Raw genomic sequence first — 19,911 nt, 5'->3', positions numbered from 1 at the left:
TCACCGCCGGGCACCCGCGTCCACCGCTCGTCCCGCCTCCGCCGTGTTCAGGTACCGGGTCGCGTCGTGGGCCCGTGCCCCGTTGTGGACCACCTGGCACACGACCCGCTCGCCGAACAGCGGCCGCAGGTCCTTCACCAGGGCCACGACGTCGCCCTCGTCCGCGAGGTTGGTCCAGTGTTCGACGGCGCCGGGCCAGTCACCGGGGGAGCCGGCGGCCCCGGCCCGCAAGCGGTCGAACACCAGGTTGCGGATGCCCAGCGGCGACCCCACCGTGAGCAGCGAGCGCACCGGCCACCCGGGGTGGGCGCACAGTGCCTCGTAGGCGACGACGCTGCCCAGCGAGTGGCCGACGACGACCCGGGTGCGCTCGGTCACCGCGTCGGCGACCCGCTGCTGGACGGCGTCCCGCAGGGCCGGGTCGCACAGGTAGCCGCGGACCTGCTTGAGGTCGAGGACCATGCTCCGCAGGGCCACGCCGGCGAAGAAGCGGGAGCGGCTGAGGGCGTTGAGGGCCCGCTGCACCGCCTGGGGCGTGCGGGCGAGGGTGCGGGCGTCGGGCGGGAGGACGGTGGTGTCCGTGCGGGCCGCCTCCGCCCACCACTGCAGCAGCAGCTCCGTCTCCAGTCCCTCCGCCACGTCCGAGGCGTCGAGCGGCGGGTCGCCGAGGGCGAGGGTGCGGCCGGGCGGGCGGAACAGGTCACCGTAGAAGACGCAGCGCACGTCGTCCGCGCCGAGCGTGGCCGCGGCGCCCGCGCGGATCAGTCCGTCGGCCAGCGCGGGATGCCAGGAACGGTGCAGTTCCCGCTCCCCCGTGTGCTGCTGGCCGATCCCATGGACGCAGACCACCCGAGCCACAGCGTTCCCCCCATGCCCGCTCGACCGACTCACCTCGGCAACGGGCACCTTCCCGTGAACGGGGCCGGTCAGTCCAGTGCGCGTGCCAGATAGGCCCGCAACAGCTCCCGGGTCTCCTCGATCACCTTCGGATCCCCCTCCGGATCCATCCGGAAGGCCAGCTGGACGAGGGTGTCGGCGGTCTCCACGGCGATCAGGAAGGTGCGGCGCAGATTCTCGTCGGGGTCGCGGTCGAGGTAGGCGGAGAGGAGGTCGGTGAGGCGGTCGGCGACGCGGTGGTTGGGTTCGGCCTGGCGGGCGCCGACCGGGATCTGGTTGCCGAAGTCGACGAGGGAGAACCCGGGCGCGGTGCGCTTCATGGCCAGGTACTCGTCGAGCACGGCGTCCATGGCGGCCCGCCAGCCCTCTCCGCCCCCGGCTCCCTTCAGCCGCTCGGTGACGCGTTCGGAGTAGCGCTCCAGGTTGCGCTGGGCGAGCGCGTCGGCCATCTGCCGCTTGTTGCCGAAGAAGCGGTAGACGGAGCCGATCGGGACGCCGGCGCGCTGGGCGACGGCCCGGGTGCTCAGGGCGTCGTAGCCGACCTCGTCCAGGAGGTCGGCGCAGGCGTCCAGGATCCTGGTCAGCCGTTCGGCACTGCGCCGCTGGACGGGCGCACGACGGAGCGATGTCGCTTGGGGCACGGACTTCATGATGCCTCTCCGTCGCGGGCGGGTGAACCTCGCCCCTCGGTACGGAGAAAGGTGGCCGGTGCACTCAACGGGGGCGTCGACGCGGTCACGGGGAGGGCGACGGCTCCGAGGCCGTGATGTCCGCCGTGCTCTGCACGGGTTCGCCGTCGACCGCCCACACCGTGCCGTCGTCCGCGTACAGCCGCGCGGTGACCCGGTGCGTGCCGTGCGGGAGATAGCCGGCCGGGATGCGGTAGGAGGGGGTGCGCAGATCGGCGACGGGCTGGTCGTCGACGTAGAGCCGGGCGGTGCCGCGTCCGGTGGCCGCCTTCGCGGGCACTCCGGACGGGGAGAAGCGGAAATTGGCCAGCTTCAGCCGGACGTCCCAGCTGCCGTCGCTGTCGGGCTGGACCTCGACACCGACCTGGGGCGCCCCCTTCCTGCCCACTTCGCGGTAGTGCCTCCCGTCGTCGTCCGTGTCGTCCAGGACCTTGCCCACCGGTGAGGGCGACACGACGGTCCCCTCTTCCCGGGCATCACTGGAGCCGCACGCGGATCCGGCCAGCGGCAGGACACAGACCGCGAGCGCGGCGACGAGTACGCGCTTCCACGACATGCCCGGGAGATTAGAGCACCTGTCCGACACGCGGATCCTTCTGGAGTCTGGTTCCGGCCGGGTGTGATCGTCCTCCGTGAGGAGGACCGCCGGACCTCTTGCGTCTGCGAAAACGCAATCCTACGGTGATGCATAGGAATCGGCAGGGCAAGGAACCGCCACGCAAGGGAGCGACGATGAGCAGCGGGGACGCACGCAAGACCGCCGAGGGGCCGGCCTACCTCTCGGGGTTCGGCAACGAGCACGCCTCGGAGGCGGTGCCGGGCGCCCTCCCGGAGGGCCGCAACTCACCGCAGCGGGCACCCCTCGGCCTGTACGCCGAACAGCTCAGCGGTACGGCCTTCACCGAGCCGCGCGCCCACAACCGCCGCTCCTGGCTGTACCGGATCCGCCCCTCGGCCGCGCATCCGGCGTTCACCCGCGCCGACAACGGCGCGCTGCGCACCGGCCCCTTCACCGAGACGGTCCCCGACCCCAACCGGCTGCGCTGGGACCCGCTGCCCGAGCCCGCACCGGGCACGGACTTCCTCGCCGGCCTGTGGACCCTCGGCGGCAACGGCGACGCCACCCAGCGCACCGGCGTGGCCGTGCACCTCTACCACGCGAACGCCTCCATGGACCGCGTCTTCAGCGATGCCGACGGCGAGCTGCTGATCGTCCCCGAGCGGGGCGGGCTGCTGCTGCGCACGGAGTTCGGCCTGCTGCACGCCGAGCCGGGTGACGTGGCGCTGGTCCCGCGCGGGGTGCGCTTCCGCGTGGAGCTGCTCGACGGCTCCGCCCGGGGGTACGTGTGCGAGAACTACGGCGCCCCCTTCCGCCTCCCCGACCTCGGTCCGATCGGCGCCAACGGGCTCGCCAACCCGCGCGACTTCCGCGCGCCGGTCGCCGCGTACGAGGACGTCGAGGGGCCGGTGGAGGTGGTCAGCAAGTTCTGCGGCAACCTCTGGCGCGCGACGTACGGCCACTCGCCGCTGGACGTGGTCGCCTGGCACGGCAATCTCGTCCCCTACGTCTACGACCTGCGCCGTTTCAACGTGATCGGGACGATCTCGTACGACCACCCCGATCCGTCGATCTTCACGGTGCTGACGTCGCCGTCCGACACCCCCGGGCTGGCCGGGGTGGACTTCGTGGTGTTCGCGCCGCGCTGGCTGGTGGGCGAGGACACCTTCCGGCCGCCGTACTTCCACCGGAACGTGATGAGCGAGTACATGGGCCTGATCGAGGGTGCCTACGACGCGAAGACGGCCGGAAAGGGCGGTTTCGTGCCGGGTGGCGGCTCGCTGCACAACATGATGTCGGCGCACGGGCCGGACCGGGAGACCTTCGACCGGGCGAGCGCCGCCGAGCTGCGGCCGCAGAAGATCGACGACGGACTGGCGTTCATGTTCGAGACGCGCTGGCCGCTCACCCTCACCCCGCACGCGGCGGCCGCGGACCATCTGCAACAGCGCTACGACGACGTGTGGGACGGCCTCGAACGGCACTTCCGCCCCTTGCACTGAAGATTCCCTCCCGGTACGGATGGCCCGTGACCTCCTTCGCCCCGGACTCCATCGTCCTCAACCGCAAGCTGCCGCTCTGGTACCAGGTGTCGCAGTCGCTGCGCGCCTCGATACTCGGCCGCTCGCCCCGCGACCCGCTGCGGCTGCCCACCGAGGAGCAGTTGGCGGGGCACTACGGGGTGAGCGTGCTGACCATGCGGCAGGCGCTGAAGGAGCTGGAGGACGAGGGGCTGATCACCCGGCACCGGCGGCGCGGCACGTTCATCGAGCCGGGCGTCCGGCGGGGTGCGCCCGTGCGGCTGCTCGGCTCGGTCGACGCGATCGTGGCCCAGCAGTCCGGCATGGTGACGGAACTGCTCGGCCACGGACAGGCGCCCGTGCCGGCGGAACTCGCCGAGCACTTCCCGGACCTGGCCGAGGTGGCGACGTACCACCGGCTGCGCGGCGACGAGAAGACCGGCGAGCCGACCAACCACGCCCGCAACTACGTCCGTCCCGAGGTCGCCGCCCGCATCGACCCGCAGGACCTGGTGCGCTGGCCGATGACCAAGGTGCTGCGGGACGTGGTGGGCGCCGGCATCGGCCGGATCACGGACACGGTCGAGGCCCGGCTCGCTGACCCGGAGACCGCCCAGCTCCTCCGGGTCCCGCTGCTGAGCCCGATCCTGCACTACACGGGCGTCACCTACGACGGGGACGGGCGGGTGCTCGACGCCGCGGTCATCCACTACCGGGGCGACCGTTTCTCCTTCACGGTCACCCTCGACGCGACGTGACGTCCCGCGGGCGGTCCCACGTACCATGCCCAGCGTGACGCACGACGACGCTCCGCCGCTGGCGGACCTCATGCCGTGGTCCGTCGCACCGCCGCGGCTCGGCCGGGGGTGGCCGACGGCTCCCGACCCGGCTTCCCTGAAGGCCCGCTGGGACGCCCTGATGAAGGCCGAGGGCGCGGACCGCGAGGCGCTCTTCGAGCCGACGCGCTCGCGCACCCTGCACTCGGCGGTCGGCCAGCTCCCGGGCCGTGCGGGCGGCACGGAACGGCTGGTCCGGGCCGTCGGCCCCTGCCCGGAACCGGTGAGGGTGCTGGCCGCTCCCTTCGACGAGCAGTGGCTCATCCCCGACCAGCGGCTGATCGACGCGGCCCGGCCGGAGTTGTGGCGGGTGGCGGACGACCGGCAGGTGTTCCTGGTGGAGACGCCGGACGCGCCCCCGCTGGTGACCTCCCTGATCCCGCTGCGGCGGCCCGGCCGGGTGCGTCCGCTGTACCGGCGGCCGGGCGGCTCGGACCCCAACCTCGCGCCCGGGCTGCTGGATCACCTGGGCCACTCCCCCGATCCGGTGGACTTCCTCGCCTGGACCCTGACCGCGATCCGCCCCGACGGCACCCTTCCCCTCACCCGGGACCGCGAAGTGTGGGCCCGGGGCGTCGAACTGGGGCACCGCGCCCTGCGGCTCCTGCGCCGCGGCGGAGAGCGCCCCAAGCTTCCCGGCGGCCGGCGGCCCTACGTCCGCGCCCCGCTTCCGGCCCGTCCCCTCACCCTCCACTACGACCGCGACGAGGAGAGCCTCCACGTCGACGGGGGCCGCGTCTCCCCGGTGCCGCCGGAGGCCTGGGACTTCGAGAGCGCTCCGGGCGTCCGGGTCCTGGAACGGTGGTTCGCGGCCCGCACGGCGGAGGCGGAGCCGGGCACGCTCGCCGCGATCCGTCCGGCCGCCTGGCCCCAGGCCTGGACGTCGGAACTCCTGGAGCTGATCACGGTGTTGGCGCTGCTGACCGAAGTGCGCGCGCAGCAGGCGGAGTTGGTGCCGGTCGGCCTGATCACGACGGCGGAGCTGCGGGACACGGGGATCCTCCCGCCCCCGGAGCCCACCCGTCACCCGGCGACGGTCCTGGACCACCACGAGGAGGGCCCGGAGGGCCAGTTCGCGCTGCTCTGACCCCGGGGGGACGAGCCCGTCCAGCACCCACTCCACCGCGGTCTCGAACACGGCGCTCAGATCGACCGGTCCCGGGTCCTCCGTGAACGCGGCCGCCGTCCGCGGGTACGCCCCGATCGCCACCCGGCTCCCCGTCCCCACCGGCGACCTGCCGGACCGGCTGCGCACGCTCGCCGAGGGGAACCCGGTCAGCGCGCTGACGACGGCCCTGCGTGACCTGTCCGGCGACGCGCCCGCCCCCGAGGGGGCCGCCCGGCCGGTGGCGCGCCCGGTCGCGGGGGCGCTGGTCCGGTGCGCGGCGCCGATCGCGGTGTGCGCGCCGCTCGCCTTGCGGCAGCACGCGCATCCCCGCGCATGACAAACCGCCGGCCCGGGAGCCATGATCCACCTCATGGACCAGCTCCCGCCGCCCCTGGAGGGCATCACCGTCGTCGCCGTCGAACAGGCCGTGGCGGCCCCCTTCGCCACCCGTCAGCTCGCCGATCTGGGCGCCCGCGTCATCAAGGTCGAGCGGATCGACGGCGGCGACTTCGCGCGCGGCTACGACACCGCGGCCCGTGGACTCGCCTCGCACTTCGTGTGGTGCAACCGGGGCAAGGAGTCCATCGCGCTGGACCTGAAGGACCCGCGCGGCCTGGACGTCGTACGGCGGCTGGTCGCGGACGCGGACGTGTTCGTGCAGAACCTCGCGCAGGGGGCGGCGGCCCGGCTGGGGCTGGACGCGGCCACGCTGTGCGCGGCGCATCCACGGCTGGTCGCCGTCGACATCTCCGGTTACGGCAGCGAGGGCCCCTACGCGGACAAGCGGGCGTACGACATGCTCGTGCAGTGCGAGGCGGGGCTGGTGTCGGTGACCGGCACGCCGGAGCAGCCGGTGAAGGCGGGGATCCCGGCGGCGGACATCGCGGCGGCCATGTACGCCTTCTCGGGCGTGCTGGCGGCGCTGGTGCGGCGGGGGACGACCGGGCGGGGCGGGCCGGTGGAGGTGTCGATGCTGGAGGCCCTGGCCGAGTGGATGGGGCATCCGCTGCATCACACGCTGCACGGGGGCACTCCGCCGCGGCGCACGGGTCTCGCGCACGCGGTGATCGCTCCCTACGACGCCTACGCCACGGCCGACGGCGGCCGGGTGCTGCTGTCGGTGCAGAACGACCGGGAGTGGCGGCGGCTGGCCGAACAGGTCGTCGGCCGAGCGGAGTTGGGGACGGACCCGGCATTCGCGACGAACGCGGCGCGGGTGACGAACCGGGAGCGCACGGACGCGCTGGTGGCGAAGGCGCTGGGCGCGCTGGACACCGACGAGGCGCTGGCGCGCCTGGAGGGCGCGGGCATCGCGTGCGCGCGCCTGAGGGATCTGCGGGAACTGGCGGAGCATCCGCAACTGGCGGCCCGGGAGCGGTGGCGGGAAGTGGGTTCGCCGGTCGGGCCGTTGCGGGCGCTGCTGCCTCCGATCACTCTGCCGGGCGGGCCGGAGGCGAGGATGGGGGACGTACCCGCGCTCGGGGAGCACACCGAAGCGCTGCTGCGTGCCGTGGGGATGACGGACGACGAGATCGCAGCGCTGTGCCGGGACGGTGTGGCCGCCTGAGCGCGGGTCTCAGTGCCGGTGTCCGCCGAACAGCGAGCGGCGCAGTCGGCGCAGCGGCGCGAACAGCGACACGCGGGCCGTCCTGGAGTTGCGCTGGCGGGCGGGCTCACGCGCGGTCAGTTCCCGCATGAGCGAGGTCGCCTCGGCCGTCTCCCGTTGCGGTATGGCGGGTCCCGCCAGTACCGACAGATGGCGGTCGAGCCGCGAACTGGTCGCACTGCTCCCGCAGGTGATCGCAGGGACCCTCGCCCTGCTGCGCATCGTTATCTGTTCCATGTCACTCCCCACCCGTACGAGTCCACCCGGCCCGGGCAGGGTAACCCTATCGCCCCATCCGGGCACGCGTGTATCGAGCTCTCAGGAATCACCTTCCCCGCAAGGGGGTTGACGTACTCCCTTCGATCACTCTCCGAATCCGACCGATTTCAGGGTGAGTTGGACAACCGGCTGACTGGTGGGCTGAGCTGACCCCCCGTCGGGCTCGACGGTCACGGCGAGTGACGTCGAGCTCTTGTCGAGGCCGGTCGCGACCAGGGGCGTGTCGCCGTCGAAGAGCCCGAGGGAGCGCGGTTGCACGTTGGGGCGCATGAGCCAGAGCTGGTGCACCCGCCCCCCGGACAGGTCTCCGTATCCGCTCAAGGTGACGATCGCCTCCCCCTCCGAAGCGGAAGCGATTACTCCGATACTGCGGCCCCCGGCGTCGGTGCCGGTGCTCGCCCGGGCGTCCGGAGCTGCCAGAACGTGGGCGATCTCACGTGCCTGGGCGCGCTCCGCGTTCAGCTGCTCCTGGGTGCGGTTGGCCTGGACGGCGAAGAGCGAGGCGACGACGAGGGCCGCGGCGGCGGTGGCCGTGGCGAACGGCACGAACAGGGGGCGGCGCGCGCGAGGCGCACGGGAGCGTCCCGGCGGCGGCTGCGTGCCCCAGACGTGTGGAGGCAGTTGGGGCTCGTGCGCCCGCACCGGCGCACGCCCCGGCTCCTGCGGGGTGGTGCGTACGGCGGCCAGCACCCGGTCGCGCATCGCGGCCGGCGGCGGGACGGCCTGGGACCAGGCGAGCCGGACGGCGTCCTCGGCCAGGTCGCGCACCTCGGCGGCGCAGCGGTCGCACCCCCGGAGGTGCTTCTCGAAGCGGCGCCGCTCTTCGTGCTCGAGGGCGTCGAGGGCGTAGGGGGCGGCCAGCGAGTGCAGGTCCTCCCGGCGGAACAGTGATCCGAGGACGCTCACGCGACACCTCCCAAGCAGTCGCGCAGCCGCGTGAGTCCGTCGCGCATCCGGGTCTTCACGGTGCCCAGCGGCAGCGAGAGCCGCTCGGCCACCTCACGGTACGTGTAGCCGTCGTAGTAGGCGAGGGTGACGGACTGCCGCTGAAGGGCCGTCAGCCGGTCGAGGCAGCGCCGGACCAACTGGCGTTCGAGTCCCGCCTCGACCTCCTCCGCCACCTGGTCGAAGGCGGGGTCGTGGTAGCGCCGTCCCTCTCGCTGCTCACGGTCGCTGGCCGCGCGGGCGCTGCGCACCCGGTCCACGGCCCGCCGGTGGGCCAGCGTGAGGATCCAGGACAGGGCGCTGCCCCGGCCGGGGTCGTAGCGGGCGGCGGAGCGCCAGGCCTCCAGGAGCACCTCCTGGGCGACCTCCTCCGACTGGGCGGGGTCGCGCACGACGCGCCGCACGAGTCCGAACACCGGCCCGGACACCAGCCCGTACAACTGCTCGAATGCCCTCTGGTCGCCCCCCGCGACGAGCACCAGCAGCTCGTCCGCCTCCATCCGGTCCCCCTCTCCGCGGCCACACCCGGGCCACCCCGTCACACCAGGCATTCGCAACGGACACACCTCCGGATGGGGTACGGATCAGAGAGCCCGAAACGCGGGTCGAGCGGCGAAAAAAAGTTTTTTGATTTCGACCAATCCGATCGGCCCTCCGCTGCGTATCACTGTCCGTCAGGCAAGTTGGCACACAGGACGGACGGCAGGACGGCATGACAGCAGCTATCTCCAAGAGCGGCACGGGACGCAAGGGCGTCGCGACTCTGATCTGTGGGGCACTTGCCGCCGGGGCGCTCACGGCCGCCGGCGTCGTGGTGCTCGCTCCGGGGGCTGCACAGGCCTCCAGCCACCGCGAGGCCCCCCTCATCTCGGGGACCCCGCAGTACGACAACACCGACCTCTACGCGTTCGTCAGCCCGGACCACCCGGACACGACGACCATCATCGCGAACGTGATCCCGTTCCAGGAGCCCGGCGGCGGCCCGAACTTCTACCAGTTCGCCGAGGACGCCCAGTACGACATCCGCATCGACAACAACGGCGACGCGAAGGAGGAGCTGGTCTTCCGCTACACGTTCAAGACGAACGTCAAGAACCGGAAGTCGTTCCTCTACAACACCGGGGTCGTCGACAGCCTGCACGACCCGGACCTGAACGTCACGCAGACCTACGACCTCGAGCTGATCAAGGAGAAGAACGGCAAGGTCGTCCACGACACCAAGCTCGCGGACGACGTGCCGGTGGCGCCGTCCAACGTGGGCAAGGCGTCGATGCCGAAGTACTCCAAGCTGCGCGACCAGGCGATCTACAAGCTGTCCAACGGCGCCAAGACGTTCGCCGGACAGGCCGACGACCCCTTCTTCGCCGACCTGCGCGTCTTCGACCTGCTGTACGGCGGTGACCTCTCCGAGGTCGGCAACGACACCCTCAAGGGCTACAACGTCAACACGATCGCCCTGCAGGTGCCCAACGACATGATCGTCGAGGCGAAGCACCAGCCGATCGTCGGCATCTGGACGACCACCCAGCGCAAGAACGCGCAGGGCTACTACTCCCAGGTCTCGCGCCTCGGCAGCCCGCTGGTCAACGAGGTCGTCAACCCGCTGAAGGACAAGGACAAGTTCAACGCGTCCCAGCCGAAGGACGACGGCCAGTTCCTGAAGAACGTCACCAACCCCGAGCTGCCGAAGCTCATCGAGGCGATCTTCAAGATCAAGGCCCCGGCGGAGCCGCGCAACGACCTCGTGGACGTGTTCCTGAAGGGCGTCAAGGGCCTCAACCAGCCGCCGTACGTGACCCCGTCCGAGGAACTGCGTCTCAACACCTCGATCAAGCCGGCCGCCAGCCCCAAGCGTCTCGGTGTGCTGGACGGCGACAACGCGGGCTTCCCGAACGGCCGTCGCCTCACCGACGACGTGATCGACGCCTCCCTCCAGGTCGTCGAGGGTGAACTGGTCGGCGCCAAGAACGACCTGGGCGACGCGGTCGACAAGAACGACAAGAACTTCGAGAAGTACTTCCCGTACGTCGCCCTGCCGACCGAGGGTTCGCGCGGCAAGACCGCGAAGAGCGGCGCCGACGTCAAGAGCGCCCTCGGTGACGGCCTGACCGGTGCCACCTCGGAGAACACCCCGCTGATCGCGGCCTCCGCGGGCGCCGGCGCGGCGGGCATCCTCCTCATCGGCGGCGGTCTGATGTGGTGGCGCCGGATGCAGCGCCCGTCCTACCGGCGCCACTAGGCACCGGACCGGACCCCACGTCCAGGTGGGCCGGAGGGAATCCTGCGCTCCCCGGCCCACCTCGCCCCCACCGACTGGCGCGGCCCGCGTACTCATCCCCCACGGCGCGGGCCGCGCCACCCCCCACACCCCGCAGGCCGAACCACCCCAGGCGACCTAGGAGAGGGCATGTCCCCGCGTACGAACGACGGCGCACCGGAGAGCGAGCGGCCGGGGCCCGGGCCGGCGTCCGAGGACGCCGCCGTCGTGGACCCGGACCTGCCGGAAGGCGGGGAGGACCGGGCAGAGACCGACTCCGAGGACGCCTTCGCCCTGGAGGACACCGAGGCCACGCGGGCCCTGGAGACGGCGGACTCCGGCACGGACCACACCGACGTCCGGGTGGCCGCCGTACGCCGGGTCGCCGCCGCGGGCCGTCGCTGGCGGGGCGTCCAGCTCGGCGCCTGCGCCGCCATGCTGGCGGTGGCGCTCACCGCGGGTGCGATCGCGATCGGAGCCGTGCGGGACGGACAGGATCCGCACGTGGCCACCGCCGCGGCCGTGTCCCCCGGACTGCTCGCGAACGGTGACCTGGACTCGGGCATCACCGCGCTCCAGGCCCATCTCCGCGCCCAGCCGAAGGACTTCGGCAGCTGGGCCACCCTGGGTCTCGCCTACGTCGAGCAGGCCCGCACCAAGGGCGACCCCTCCCGCTACCCGCAGGCCGAGCAGGCGCTGAAGCGTTCGCTCTCCCTGCGGGCGGACAACGACCAGGCGCTGGCCGGCCGGGCCGCGCTCGCCGCCGCCCGCCACGACTTCGCGGGCGCGCTGAAGTACGCCGACCAGGCCCTGGAGCAGAACCCCTACAGCGAACGCGCCCTGTGCTCCCGTATCGACGCCCTCGTCGAACTCGGCCGCTACGACGAGGCCGGGAAGGCCGCCGACGCCGCCGACGAACGGCGGCCGGGCGTCCCGGTGTTCACCCGCTACGCGTACGTCCGTGAACTGCGCGGCGACGTCACCACCGCGCGCCGCGTCCTCGGCCAGGCGCTCTCCGCGTCCACCTCCCCGGGCGACATCGCCTACGTCGCCACCCAGCTCGGCCAGCTCGCCTGGAACCAGGGCCGGTACGAGGAGGCGCTCACCCACTACGCCCGCGCCCTCGCCGCCGACGACACCTACCTCCCGGCGCTGGAGGGAAGGGCCCGCGCCCAGGCCGCGAGCGGCCGGCAGGCCGAGGCGATCGAGGGGCTGGAGACCGTCGTCGCCCGCTACCCGCTCCCCGGACCGCTCGTCGCGCTCGGCGAGCTGTACGAGGCCCGCGGCGCGAAGGGCGACGAGGAGAAGGCGGACAACCAGTACGCCCTCGTCGACGCCTGGACGGCGATCGCCCGCGCCAACGGCGTCAACGCCGACCTCGACACCGCGCTCGCCGCCGCCGACCACGGGGACCGGGCGACGGCCCTGCGCGCCGCCCGCGCCGACTGGGCCCGCCGGCACACCGTGCACACGGCGGACGCCCTCGCCTGGGCCCTGCACGTCAACGGCGAGGACGCCGAGGCGCTCACCTACGCCCGGCAGGCCACGGCCACCGGCTACCGCAACGCGGCCTTCCTCTACCACCGCGGGGTGATCGAGAAGGCCACCGGTCGTCCCGACGACGCCCGTACCCACCTCGCCGCCGCGCTGAAGCTGAACCCCGGCTTCTCCCCGCTGGGCGCCCGCGAGGCCCGTACGGCTCTCAAGACGCTGGAGGCGGACAAGTGAGGACCCGTCGTCTGTTCGCCTCCTGCGCGGCCGTGTTCACGGCCGGCGTCGCGCTCGCGCTGGTTCCTTCCGCCGGCGCGAGCGCGCACCCTCTCGGCAACTTCACCGTCAACCGCTACGACGGACTCGTCGCCGCCCCCGGACAGTTGCGCGTCGACCACGTCGAGGATCTCGCCGAGATCCCGGCGACCCAGGCGAAGCCGGACATCGAGCGGCTCGGCATGACCGAGTGGGCCCGGCAGCGCTGCGCGACGGCCGCGTCCGGCAGCAGGCTGACGGTGGACGGCCGTGCCGTCACCCTCACCGCGGGCGGCGGCAAGGCGGTGCTGCGGCCCGGCCAGGCCGGACTGGACACCGTGCGGGTGGAGTGCCGGCTGACGGCAGAGCTGCCCGAGAAGGACACGGTCTCCCTGTCCTTCCACAGCGCGGGCGCCTCCTCGGGCCCCGGCTGGCGCGAGATCACCGCGCGCGGCGACCGGATGACGCTCACCGGGTCCGACGTACCGGAGAAGTCCGTCTCGGACGAGCTGACCACGTACCCCAAGGAGCTGCTCTCCTCGCCCGCCGACACCGCCACCGCCAGGCTCACGGCGCGGTCCGGTGGCGCGGCGCTCGTCGAGGAGGAGCGGGAGGCGCCCGCCGCGTCCGTGCTGCCGCGCGGCGCCGACCGCTGGACGCGGGCCCTGGACGGGCTCGTCGCCCGGCAGGACCTCACCGTGGGCTTCGCCGCGCTGGCCCTGGTGATCGCCGTCGTGCTCGGCGCGATGCACGCCGTCGCCCCGGGGCACGGCAAGACCATCATGGCCGCGACGGCGGCCGCCCGCGGCGGCCGGGCACGGATGAAGGACGTCCTTCCGCTGGCCGCCTCGGTGACCGTCACCCACACCCTCGGCGTGGTCGCCCTCGGCCTCCTCGTCACCGCGGGTTCGGCCGCGGCACCCTCGGTGATCGCCTGGCTGGGCCTGGCCAGCGGCGCCCTGGTGCTCTGCGCCGGCGTGACCCTCGTCCGCCGCGCCTGGAAGAACCGCGGCCACGGGCACGGGCACGGGCACGGGCACGGCCACGGCGGCCGTCCGCACAGCCACGGCCCCGACGGTCACGCGCACCCGCACGCCCCCGGCGACGACCACCCGCACGACCACGACCACGGCCGGCCCCACGACCACTCCCCCGCCGTCAGTCGTCAGCTGGCCCTCGCCGGCGCTCCCGCGGGCCGTCCGCACAGCCTCACGAAGGCCCCCGCGCAGCCCCACCACGACCACGAGCCCGATCACGACCACCACGAGCACACGCACGAGCACGAGCACACCCACGAGCACACCCACGGCGGGCACACCCACACCCACGCCGTAGCCCCGACCCTGCGCGGCACCATCCTGCTCGGCTTCGCCGGCGGCATGGTCCCCAGCCCCTCCGCCGTCGTGGTGCTGGTGGGCGCGGCGGCGCTCGGGCACGCCTGGTTCGGGCTGCTGCTCGTCGTCGCGTACGGCGTCGGTCTCGCCCTGACCCTCACGGCCGCCGGGTTCGCCGTCGTCAAGCTGGGCTCGGGCGCGACCCGGCTGATGGACCGGCGTCCCCGCTGGACCAGCCGCCCCGTCGTGACGCTGGTCCGCCGCAGCCTTCCGCTGTGGTCCGCGCTCCTGGTGGTGGCACTCGGGGCCGGACTGGTGCTCAAGGGGGCCGCATCCGTACTCGGCTGAGCTACGTTTGTGGAGTTGCGGAGGTTTTCGCCCGGATGCGAAGTGCGAATGGGGGACGCGGTGTCCGAAGAACCGGGCCATGAACGTCTGATCTCGGGCCGCTACCGTCTGCTGTCCCCGCTCGGCGAGGGCGGCATGGGGACGGTGTGGCGTGCCCGTGACGAGGTGCTGGGCCGCGAGGTCGCCGTCAAGGAGGTGCGCGCCCCGCACGGGCTGGCGGCCTCGGACGTCGAGCGGATGTACGCCCGGCTGGAACGGGAGGCCTGGGCGGCGGCCCGGGTCGCCAACCGGAACGTCGTCACGGTGTACGACGTGGCCATGCAGGACGGGCGCCCGTGGATCGTCATGGAGATCGTGCGCGGGATCTCCCTCGCCGAGCTGCTGGACGCCGAGGGTCCGCTGGAGCCGGCGCGGGCCGCGCACATCGGCGCCGAGGTGCTGTCCGCGCTGCGGGCCGCGCACGAGGCCGGGGTGCTGCACCGGGACGTGAAGCCGGCCAACGTGCTGCTGTCGAACGACGGCCGGGTGGTGCTCACCGACTTCGGTATCGCGACGGTGGAGGGCACCTCCGCCCTGACCATGACCGGCGAGGTCATCGGCTCCCCCGAGTTCCTCGCACCGGAGCGGGCGCTGGGGCGTACGCCGGGGCCCGAGTCGGACCTGTGGTCGCTGGGCGTGCTGCTGTACGCCGCGGTCGAGGGCAACTCCCCGTTCCGCCACGACACCCCGCTGAGCACCCTGCGCGCGATCGTCGACGAGGAACTGCCGCCGCCGCTGCGGGCCGGTCCGCTGGAACCGGTGATCGAGGGGCTGCTGCGCAAGGACCCGGCCGAGCGGTTGCCGGCCGAGCGGGCCGAGCAGGATCTGCGGGCCGTCGCGGCAGGGGGCACTCCCTCCGCAGGGGGCGGCCCGCGGTCGGGCACGGTCCGTTCGGTGCCGTACGCGCCCTACGCGCCGACCGCCACGACGCCGCCGACCCCCGTCGAGCCCTTCCGCCAAGAGGCTCCCCCGCCGTCCCCGCCGTGGGCGGCCACCGGCGCCGCCCGGGAGGAGCCGGAACGCAACCGGCGGACCGGCGCGGTCCTCGTCACCGGCGTGATCGTTCTCGCGCTGGCGGCGGCCGGTCTGACCTATGGGCTGCTGAACCGGGACGACGGCGACCCGAGCGGCAAGGGCGAGGTCACCAACAGCCAGACACAGGGCCTGAGTCCGACGCCGACGGCGCAGGAGTCCAGCGAGCCGCCGAGCCCCTCGGCGAGCCCGAGTCCCAGCGCCTCGTCCGCCGCCCCGGCGCAGACCGTCGCGGTCACCGTCTCCGGCGCCCACACGGACTACAGCGGATCCTGTCCGCCGCCCGACGCCTCCGCCCCCGCCTTCACGGCCACGCTGACGGTGGGCCGGCTGCCCGCGACGGTGTCCTACCGCTGGGTGGCGAAGGACGGCGAGCTGTCCGGCCAGACCTGGAAGACGCTGGACTTCCCCTCGGGCGGCGGGAGGTCACGGCAGGACAAGGTGACCCTGTCGACGTACGCGGGGAGCGGGACGTACCAGAACGCGATCGGGGTCGAGGTGCGCGATCCGGTGAGCGCGACCTCGAACTACGTGCCGTTCTCGGTGACCTGCGAGGAGGAGACCCCGTCGGCCGGGACCTCCCCCTCGCCCTCGCTCACCGAGTAGGTCAGGCCAGGCCGTTCAGGACCGGCAGATAGCCGCCCGACTGGCCGGCCGCGGTCGGGTGGTAGGACTCGCCGATGTTGAGCAGGTTGAGGCTGTGCAGCCAGGAGCTGCCGGAGCAGATCTCGTGGCCGCCGAACCGGGTGCGGACGTCGCCGAAGACGAAGCCGTGGGCGGCGGCGCGCCTGGCGACGGCGGCGTCGAGGTAGTCGGCCGCGTTGTTGATGGCGGAGCGCTTGGCCTCGGACAGGCCGAGGCAGATGGTGCCCAGCTTGTAGAAGCGGGGGTAGCCGAGGACGACGACCTTGGCGTTCGGGGCCTTGGACCGGATCGCCGTGTAGACGGTGTCGAGCTTGCCGGGGAGGGTCGAGTCGACGTACGCCCTGGCCGTGTTGATGCGGTTGACGCAGGTGCTGTCGGAGCTGGTGACGCAGGTGGTCATGACGTCGGCGAAGCCTGCGTCGTTCCCGCCGACGCTGATCGAGACGAGGCCGGTGGCGGAGTTCAGGCCGCCGAGCTGACTCGCCAGAACTTCATCCGTTCGGGCGCCCGAGCAGGCGGCGAAGGTGAACGAGGCGGGTGCGTGGGCGGCGTTCCACAGGTACGGGTACGCCTTGGTGCTGCGCTTGCAGCTGCCGCTGGAGCTGATGTAGCTGCCGGCGCCGACACCGGAGGAGTAGGAGTCGCCGAGCGCCACATAGCCGCCGTTCGCGGCGAGTTGGGACGCGTGCGCCGCGCTCGCCCCGGTGAGGGCGGCGCCTGCGGCGAGGAGGAGTGAGCTGACGAATACGACAAGTCGGGAACGTCTCATGGAACCTCCCTTTAGCAGGATCTCTGCCACAACCGTCGTAGCAACTACGCGTGTTGACGGGAAGTGTCCATGCCAAGACTTTTCGGCTCGCACCGGGACCGGGAGTTGGCGCTGCCGTTGCCTCAGGATCGCGCCGCGAGGTCCGCGGCCTGATCCAATCCCCGTTCCCCGGAGGCGCGCCCCACCGCCTCCGGGGAACACTTTTTTCCCTCTCGAACAACGGGACACACCGTTGTGTAACGGTCAAACGAACAAAAAGGTGAGCGGGACCCCAAGGGCTTGCCATCCGGGCGTAATCATCAATACCGTCATACATCTCACTCGCAGCGGACCGTCGGCAACGGCTCCAGGGGAGGGCTCAGGGACCGGGGCGGCATCCGGGGCGAGAGCGCGGTAGGGGGGTGCCGTGCCCGGTGACCACATGGGTGGCCGGGACGTGCCGCGCGGTCGGCCGCCGTCGTTCGCCGGCGGCCGGTCAGCTTTGCCAGCTCACCCGTTGTGCGCGGAGACCACTCCGGCATGCGGCGGAGACACGTCCGCCACGGGTGAGAAACCCCCCTTTCGAACCGGACGTGGATCCGGGCCGCCCCGGGGCGGGCGGCCCACCGGACGAGAGGGACCAGACTCATGAGTTCCGTTCTGCAGCCGGCGACACCGGGCCAGGACCTGACAGGCCCGTCCACCGCCGGCACGTACCGGCCGATCTCCTCTCACCTGGCCATCGCGCCACCGGTGAGCGTGGTCATCCCCGCGATGAACGAGGCCGAGAACCTTCCGTACGTCTTCAAGACCCTGCCGGACTGGATCCACGAAGTGGTGCTGGTCGACGGCAACTCCACCGACGACACCGTCGAGGTCGCCCGTGAGCTGTGGCCCGGCGTCAAGGTCGTCGGACAGCGGGGGCGGGGCAAGGGCGACGCCCTGATCACCGGTTTCGAGGCGTGCAGCGGCGACATCATCGTGATGGTCGACGCCGACGGCTCGGCCGACGGCAACGAGATCGTGTCGTACGTCTCCGCCCTGGTCTCCGGCGCGGACTTCGCCAAGGGATCGCGCTTCGCCAACGGCGGCGGCACCGACGACATGACCTTCGTCCGGTGGCTGGGCAACCGGGTGCTGTGCGCGGTCGTCAACCGCAAGTTCGGCGCCCGGTACACCGACCTGTGCTACGGCTACAACGCGTTCTGGCGGCACTGCCTGGACAAGATCGACCTGGACTGCACGGGCTTCGAGGTGGAGACCCTGATGAACATCCGGGTCGTCAAGGCAGGTCTGAAGGTGCAGGAGATCCCCAGCCACGAGTACCTGCGCATCCACGGCGTCAGCAACCTGCGCGCCGTGCGCGACGGGCTGCGCGTCCTGCGGGTGATCCTCCAGGAGCGCTCCAACCGGCGGGCTCTGCGCCGCGCCGGCCGCCGCTCGCCCCTGCTCGACTCGGCCCGGGGAGAGGTGTCGTGAGCGCGCTCGGCATGTCGGTCGTCATCTGCGTCTACACCGAGGACCGCTGGGCGGACATCCTCGCGGCGGTCGCCTCGGTGCGCGCCCAGACCCACCCGGCCCTGGAGACCCTGGTCGTCGTCGACCACAACCCGGCGCTCCTGGACCGGCTGACCCGGGAGTACAAGGAGGACGACGAGGTGCGGGTGCTGCCCAACGCGGGCCCGCGCGGACTGTCCGCCGGCCGCAACACCGGCATCGCCGCCTCGTACGGCGAGGTCATCGCCTTCCTCGACGACGACGCCGTCGCGGAACGGGACTGGCTGCGCCGCTTCGCCGACCCGTACTCCGACCCCCGGGTCATGGCGGTGGGCGGCCGGTGCGAGCCCGTCTGGTCCTCGGGCCGGCGGCCCGACTGGTTCCCCGAGGAGTTCGACTGGGTGGTGGGCTGCTCCTACCGGGGCCTGCCGCCCGGCCGCGTGCGGGTGCGCAACATCCTCGGCGGCAACGCCTCCTTCCGGCGCACCGCCTTCGACATCGCGGGCGGCTTCGCCGGCGGCATCGGACGCGACGGCGGCAGACGGCCGATGGGCGGCGAGGAGACGGAGCTGTGCATCCGGCTCAGCCATGCGAGACCCGACGCGATCCTGCTGGTCGACGACCGCGCGGTGATCCACCACCGGGTGCCCGAGGCGCGCGAGCACTTCGGCTACTTCCGCACCCGCGCCTACGCCGAGGGCCTGTCCAAGGCGCTCGTGGCACGCAGCGTGGGCTCCGACAAGGGACTGGAGACCGAACGCCGCTACACCACCCGGGTGCTGCCCGCCGGGGTGCTGCGCGGCCTGCGCGACGCGGCGCTGGCCCGGCCCGGCGGGGCCCGGCGGGCGGGCGCGATCGTGGCGGGGGTGCTGACGGCGGCCGGCGGGTACCTCGTGGGCAGCGTGCGGGCGCGCAGGAACGGGACGACGTTCGAGGTCGTGCGGATCGGGGACGTACGGGACCGGGAGGACGCCGTATGACGAAGACACGGCAACGGGGGCGTGCCGTATGACCGAGGCACGCGTCCCGATTCTGATGTACCACGCGGTCGCCGAGCGTCCGAGCGGGGCCACCCGCGCCCTCTCCGTCACTCCGGAGGCCTTCGACGAGCAGCTGGCGGTGATCGCGGACCGCGGCCTCACCCCGCTCACCACGGCCGCGCTGGCGGACCGCTGGCGGACCGGCCGGCCGCTGCCCGCCCGGCCGGTGCTGATCACCTTCGACGACGGCTACGAGGGCGTGCACCGGCACGCCCTCCCGGCCCTCGCCCGGCACGGCTTCCCGGCCACGCTGTTCGTCTCCACCGGCTGGATCCAGGGCGCCTACGACACCGGCGGCGCCCTGGACACCATGCTGGACTGGCCACAGGTACGCCAACTGGCGGACGCCGGCGTGGAGATCGGCGGCCACAGCCACAGTCACCCGCAGCTCGACCAGCTCGACGACCCCGCGCTGCGCGCCGAACTGACCCGCTGCCGGGACATCGTCGCCGGTGAACTGGGCGCGCTGCCGGTGTCGTTCGCCTACCCGTACGGCTACTCCAGCCGCCGGGTGCGCACGGCGGTGCGGGAGAACGGCTTCGCCCAGGCGCTGGCCGTCGGCAACGCCCTCGCCCGCCGCGCGCAGGGGCCGTACGCCCTGCGCAGGGTGACGGTGCGGCGCGCCACGGACGCCGAGCAGTTCGCCCGGCTCCTCGACGGCCGGGCCGTCGGCCGTGCGTTCGCCCGGGACAGGGCGCTGACGAAGGGGTACGCGGTGGTGCGCGGGACACGCCGGCTCCGGCGCCGGGCGGTCGGCGCCCTCGCCTGAGCCGCCCGGGTTCCGGA

At 72.9% G+C, this 19,911-nt stretch carries 19 protein-coding genes; 12 read left to right on the top strand and 7 right to left on the bottom strand.

The genetic code is table 11. The features are described 5' to 3' along the window. From ACFY2L_RS33365 to ACFY2L_RS33355, 3 genes are all read right to left on the bottom strand, one after another. Nucleotides 1-858 (bottom strand): hypothetical protein, encoded by an 858-nt coding sequence (locus ACFY2L_RS33365; RefSeq protein WP_390824214.1) that lies wholly within the window; start codon nt 856-858, stop codon nt 1-3. 68 nt (nt 859-926) lie between these two features. Continuing rightward, nucleotides 927-1,547, bottom strand: a complete 621-nt coding sequence (locus ACFY2L_RS33360; RefSeq protein WP_390660704.1) for a TetR family transcriptional regulator — start codon at nt 1,545-1,547, stop codon at nt 927-929. Between the two features lie 85 nt (nt 1,548-1,632). Then, a complete protein-coding gene (locus ACFY2L_RS33355) occupies nt 1,633-2,142 on the bottom strand; it encodes a hypothetical protein (protein WP_390660703.1) in 510 nt (169 codons plus the stop codon). Between the two features lie 176 nt (nt 2,143-2,318). Here ACFY2L_RS33355 and hmgA point away from each other — a divergent pair, with 176 nt between their 5' ends. The 5 genes from hmgA to ACFY2L_RS33330 all read left to right on the top strand — a co-directional run bounded on the left by hmgA (nt 2,319) and on the right by ACFY2L_RS33330 (nt 7,176). Then, complete coding sequence (gene hmgA, locus ACFY2L_RS33350) at nt 2,319-3,647, top strand: homogentisate 1,2-dioxygenase (RefSeq protein WP_390660702.1); 1,329 nt, start codon at nt 2,319-2,321, stop codon at nt 3,645-3,647. Nucleotides 3,648-3,673: 26 nt separating this feature from the next. Then, nucleotides 3,674-4,423 (top strand): GntR family transcriptional regulator, encoded by a 750-nt coding sequence (locus ACFY2L_RS33345; RefSeq protein WP_390660701.1) that lies wholly within the window; start codon nt 3,674-3,676, stop codon nt 4,421-4,423. A gap of 25 nt (nt 4,424-4,448) precedes the next feature. Beyond that, the gene (locus ACFY2L_RS33340; RefSeq protein ID WP_390660700.1) at nt 4,449-5,588 is read left to right on the top strand and encodes a type ISP restriction/modification enzyme; all 1,140 of its coding nucleotides are present in this window, start codon (nt 4,449-4,451) and stop codon (nt 5,586-5,588) included. Nucleotides 5,589-5,670: 82 nt separating this feature from the next. Then, the gene (locus ACFY2L_RS33335; RefSeq protein WP_390824213.1) at nt 5,671-5,946 is read left to right on the top strand and encodes a hypothetical protein; all 276 of its coding nucleotides are present in this window, start codon (nt 5,671-5,673) and stop codon (nt 5,944-5,946) included. Between the two features lie 33 nt (nt 5,947-5,979). Next, entirely contained in the window at nt 5,980-7,176 is a 1,197-nt protein-coding gene (locus ACFY2L_RS33330) for a CaiB/BaiF CoA transferase family protein (RefSeq protein ID WP_390824212.1), read from the top strand. A gap of 9 nt (nt 7,177-7,185) precedes the next feature. Here the strand turns inward: ACFY2L_RS33330 and ACFY2L_RS33325 are convergent, their stop codons facing one another. From ACFY2L_RS33325 to ACFY2L_RS33315, 3 genes are all read right to left on the bottom strand, one after another. Further along, the gene (locus ACFY2L_RS33325; RefSeq protein WP_390660698.1) at nt 7,186-7,452 is read right to left on the bottom strand and encodes a hypothetical protein; all 267 of its coding nucleotides are present in this window, start codon (nt 7,450-7,452) and stop codon (nt 7,186-7,188) included. Nucleotides 7,453-7,578: 126 nt separating this feature from the next. After that, nucleotides 7,579-8,400, bottom strand: coding sequence for an anti-sigma factor domain-containing protein (locus ACFY2L_RS33320; RefSeq protein WP_390660697.1), 822 nt, complete (start codon nt 8,398-8,400; stop codon nt 7,579-7,581). Beyond that, nucleotides 8,397-8,939 carry a sigma-70 family RNA polymerase sigma factor gene (locus ACFY2L_RS33315; protein ID WP_390660696.1) on the bottom strand — a complete coding sequence of 181 codons (543 nt, stop codon included), beginning with the start codon at nt 8,937-8,939 and terminating at the stop codon, nt 8,397-8,399. The genes ACFY2L_RS33320 and ACFY2L_RS33315 overlap by 4 nt, the downstream gene beginning before the upstream one ends. A gap of 212 nt (nt 8,940-9,151) precedes the next feature. On the opposite strand from ACFY2L_RS33315, the gene ACFY2L_RS33310 reads away from it, so the two are divergent. The 4 genes from ACFY2L_RS33310 to ACFY2L_RS33295 all read left to right on the top strand — a co-directional run bounded on the left by ACFY2L_RS33310 (nt 9,152) and on the right by ACFY2L_RS33295 (nt 15,801). Beyond that, the gene (locus ACFY2L_RS33310; RefSeq protein ID WP_390660695.1) at nt 9,152-10,678 is read left to right on the top strand and encodes a DUF4331 domain-containing protein; all 1,527 of its coding nucleotides are present in this window, start codon (nt 9,152-9,154) and stop codon (nt 10,676-10,678) included. A gap of 168 nt (nt 10,679-10,846) precedes the next feature. Next, a complete protein-coding gene (locus ACFY2L_RS33305; RefSeq protein WP_390660694.1) occupies nt 10,847-12,424 on the top strand; it encodes a tetratricopeptide repeat protein in 1,578 nt (525 codons plus the stop codon). Next, the gene (locus tag ACFY2L_RS33300; protein ID WP_390824211.1) at nt 12,421-14,124 is read left to right on the top strand and encodes a sulfite exporter TauE/SafE family protein; all 1,704 of its coding nucleotides are present in this window, start codon (nt 12,421-12,423) and stop codon (nt 14,122-14,124) included. Before ACFY2L_RS33305 ends, ACFY2L_RS33300 begins: the two co-directional genes overlap by 4 nt. Before the next feature lie 60 nt (nt 14,125-14,184). Beyond that, nucleotides 14,185-15,801, top strand: a complete 1,617-nt coding sequence (locus tag ACFY2L_RS33295; protein WP_390824210.1) for a serine/threonine-protein kinase — start codon at nt 14,185-14,187, stop codon at nt 15,799-15,801. A gap of 1 nt (nt 15,802) precedes the next feature. Here ACFY2L_RS33295 and ACFY2L_RS33290 read toward each other — a convergent pair whose 3' ends face one another. Beyond that, nucleotides 15,803-16,609: an SGNH/GDSL hydrolase family protein gene (locus ACFY2L_RS33290; protein WP_390824209.1), complete on the bottom strand. Its 807-nt coding sequence runs from the start codon at nt 16,607-16,609 to the stop codon at nt 15,803-15,805. A 627-nt stretch (nt 16,610-17,236) separates the two neighbouring features. On the opposite strand from ACFY2L_RS33290, the gene ACFY2L_RS33285 reads away from it, so the two are divergent. Genes ACFY2L_RS33285 through ACFY2L_RS33275 form a run of 3 tightly spaced genes read left to right on the top strand, consistent with a single transcriptional unit; the run spans nt 17,237 to nt 19,894 of the window. Further along, on the top strand, nt 17,237-18,067 hold the full coding sequence (locus ACFY2L_RS33285) for a glycosyltransferase family 2 protein (protein ID WP_390660690.1): 831 nt from the start codon (nt 17,237-17,239) through the stop codon (nt 18,065-18,067). A gap of 11 nt (nt 18,068-18,078) precedes the next feature. Next, a complete protein-coding gene (locus ACFY2L_RS33280; protein ID WP_390660932.1) occupies nt 18,079-19,065 on the top strand; it encodes a glycosyltransferase family 2 protein in 987 nt (328 codons plus the stop codon). 28 nt (nt 19,066-19,093) lie between these two features. Continuing rightward, nucleotides 19,094-19,894, top strand: coding sequence for a polysaccharide deacetylase family protein (locus ACFY2L_RS33275; protein WP_390824208.1), 801 nt, complete (start codon nt 19,094-19,096; stop codon nt 19,892-19,894). The last annotated feature ends 17 nt before the right edge of the window (nt 19,895-19,911 follow it).

The sequence above is a fragment of the Streptomyces sp. NPDC001381 genome (genome assembly GCF_042895685.1).
In the GTDB taxonomy this organism is placed as follows: domain Bacteria; phylum Actinomycetota; class Actinomycetes; order Streptomycetales; family Streptomycetaceae; genus Streptomyces.
This window is presented reverse-complemented; position numbering and strand designations above follow the sequence as displayed.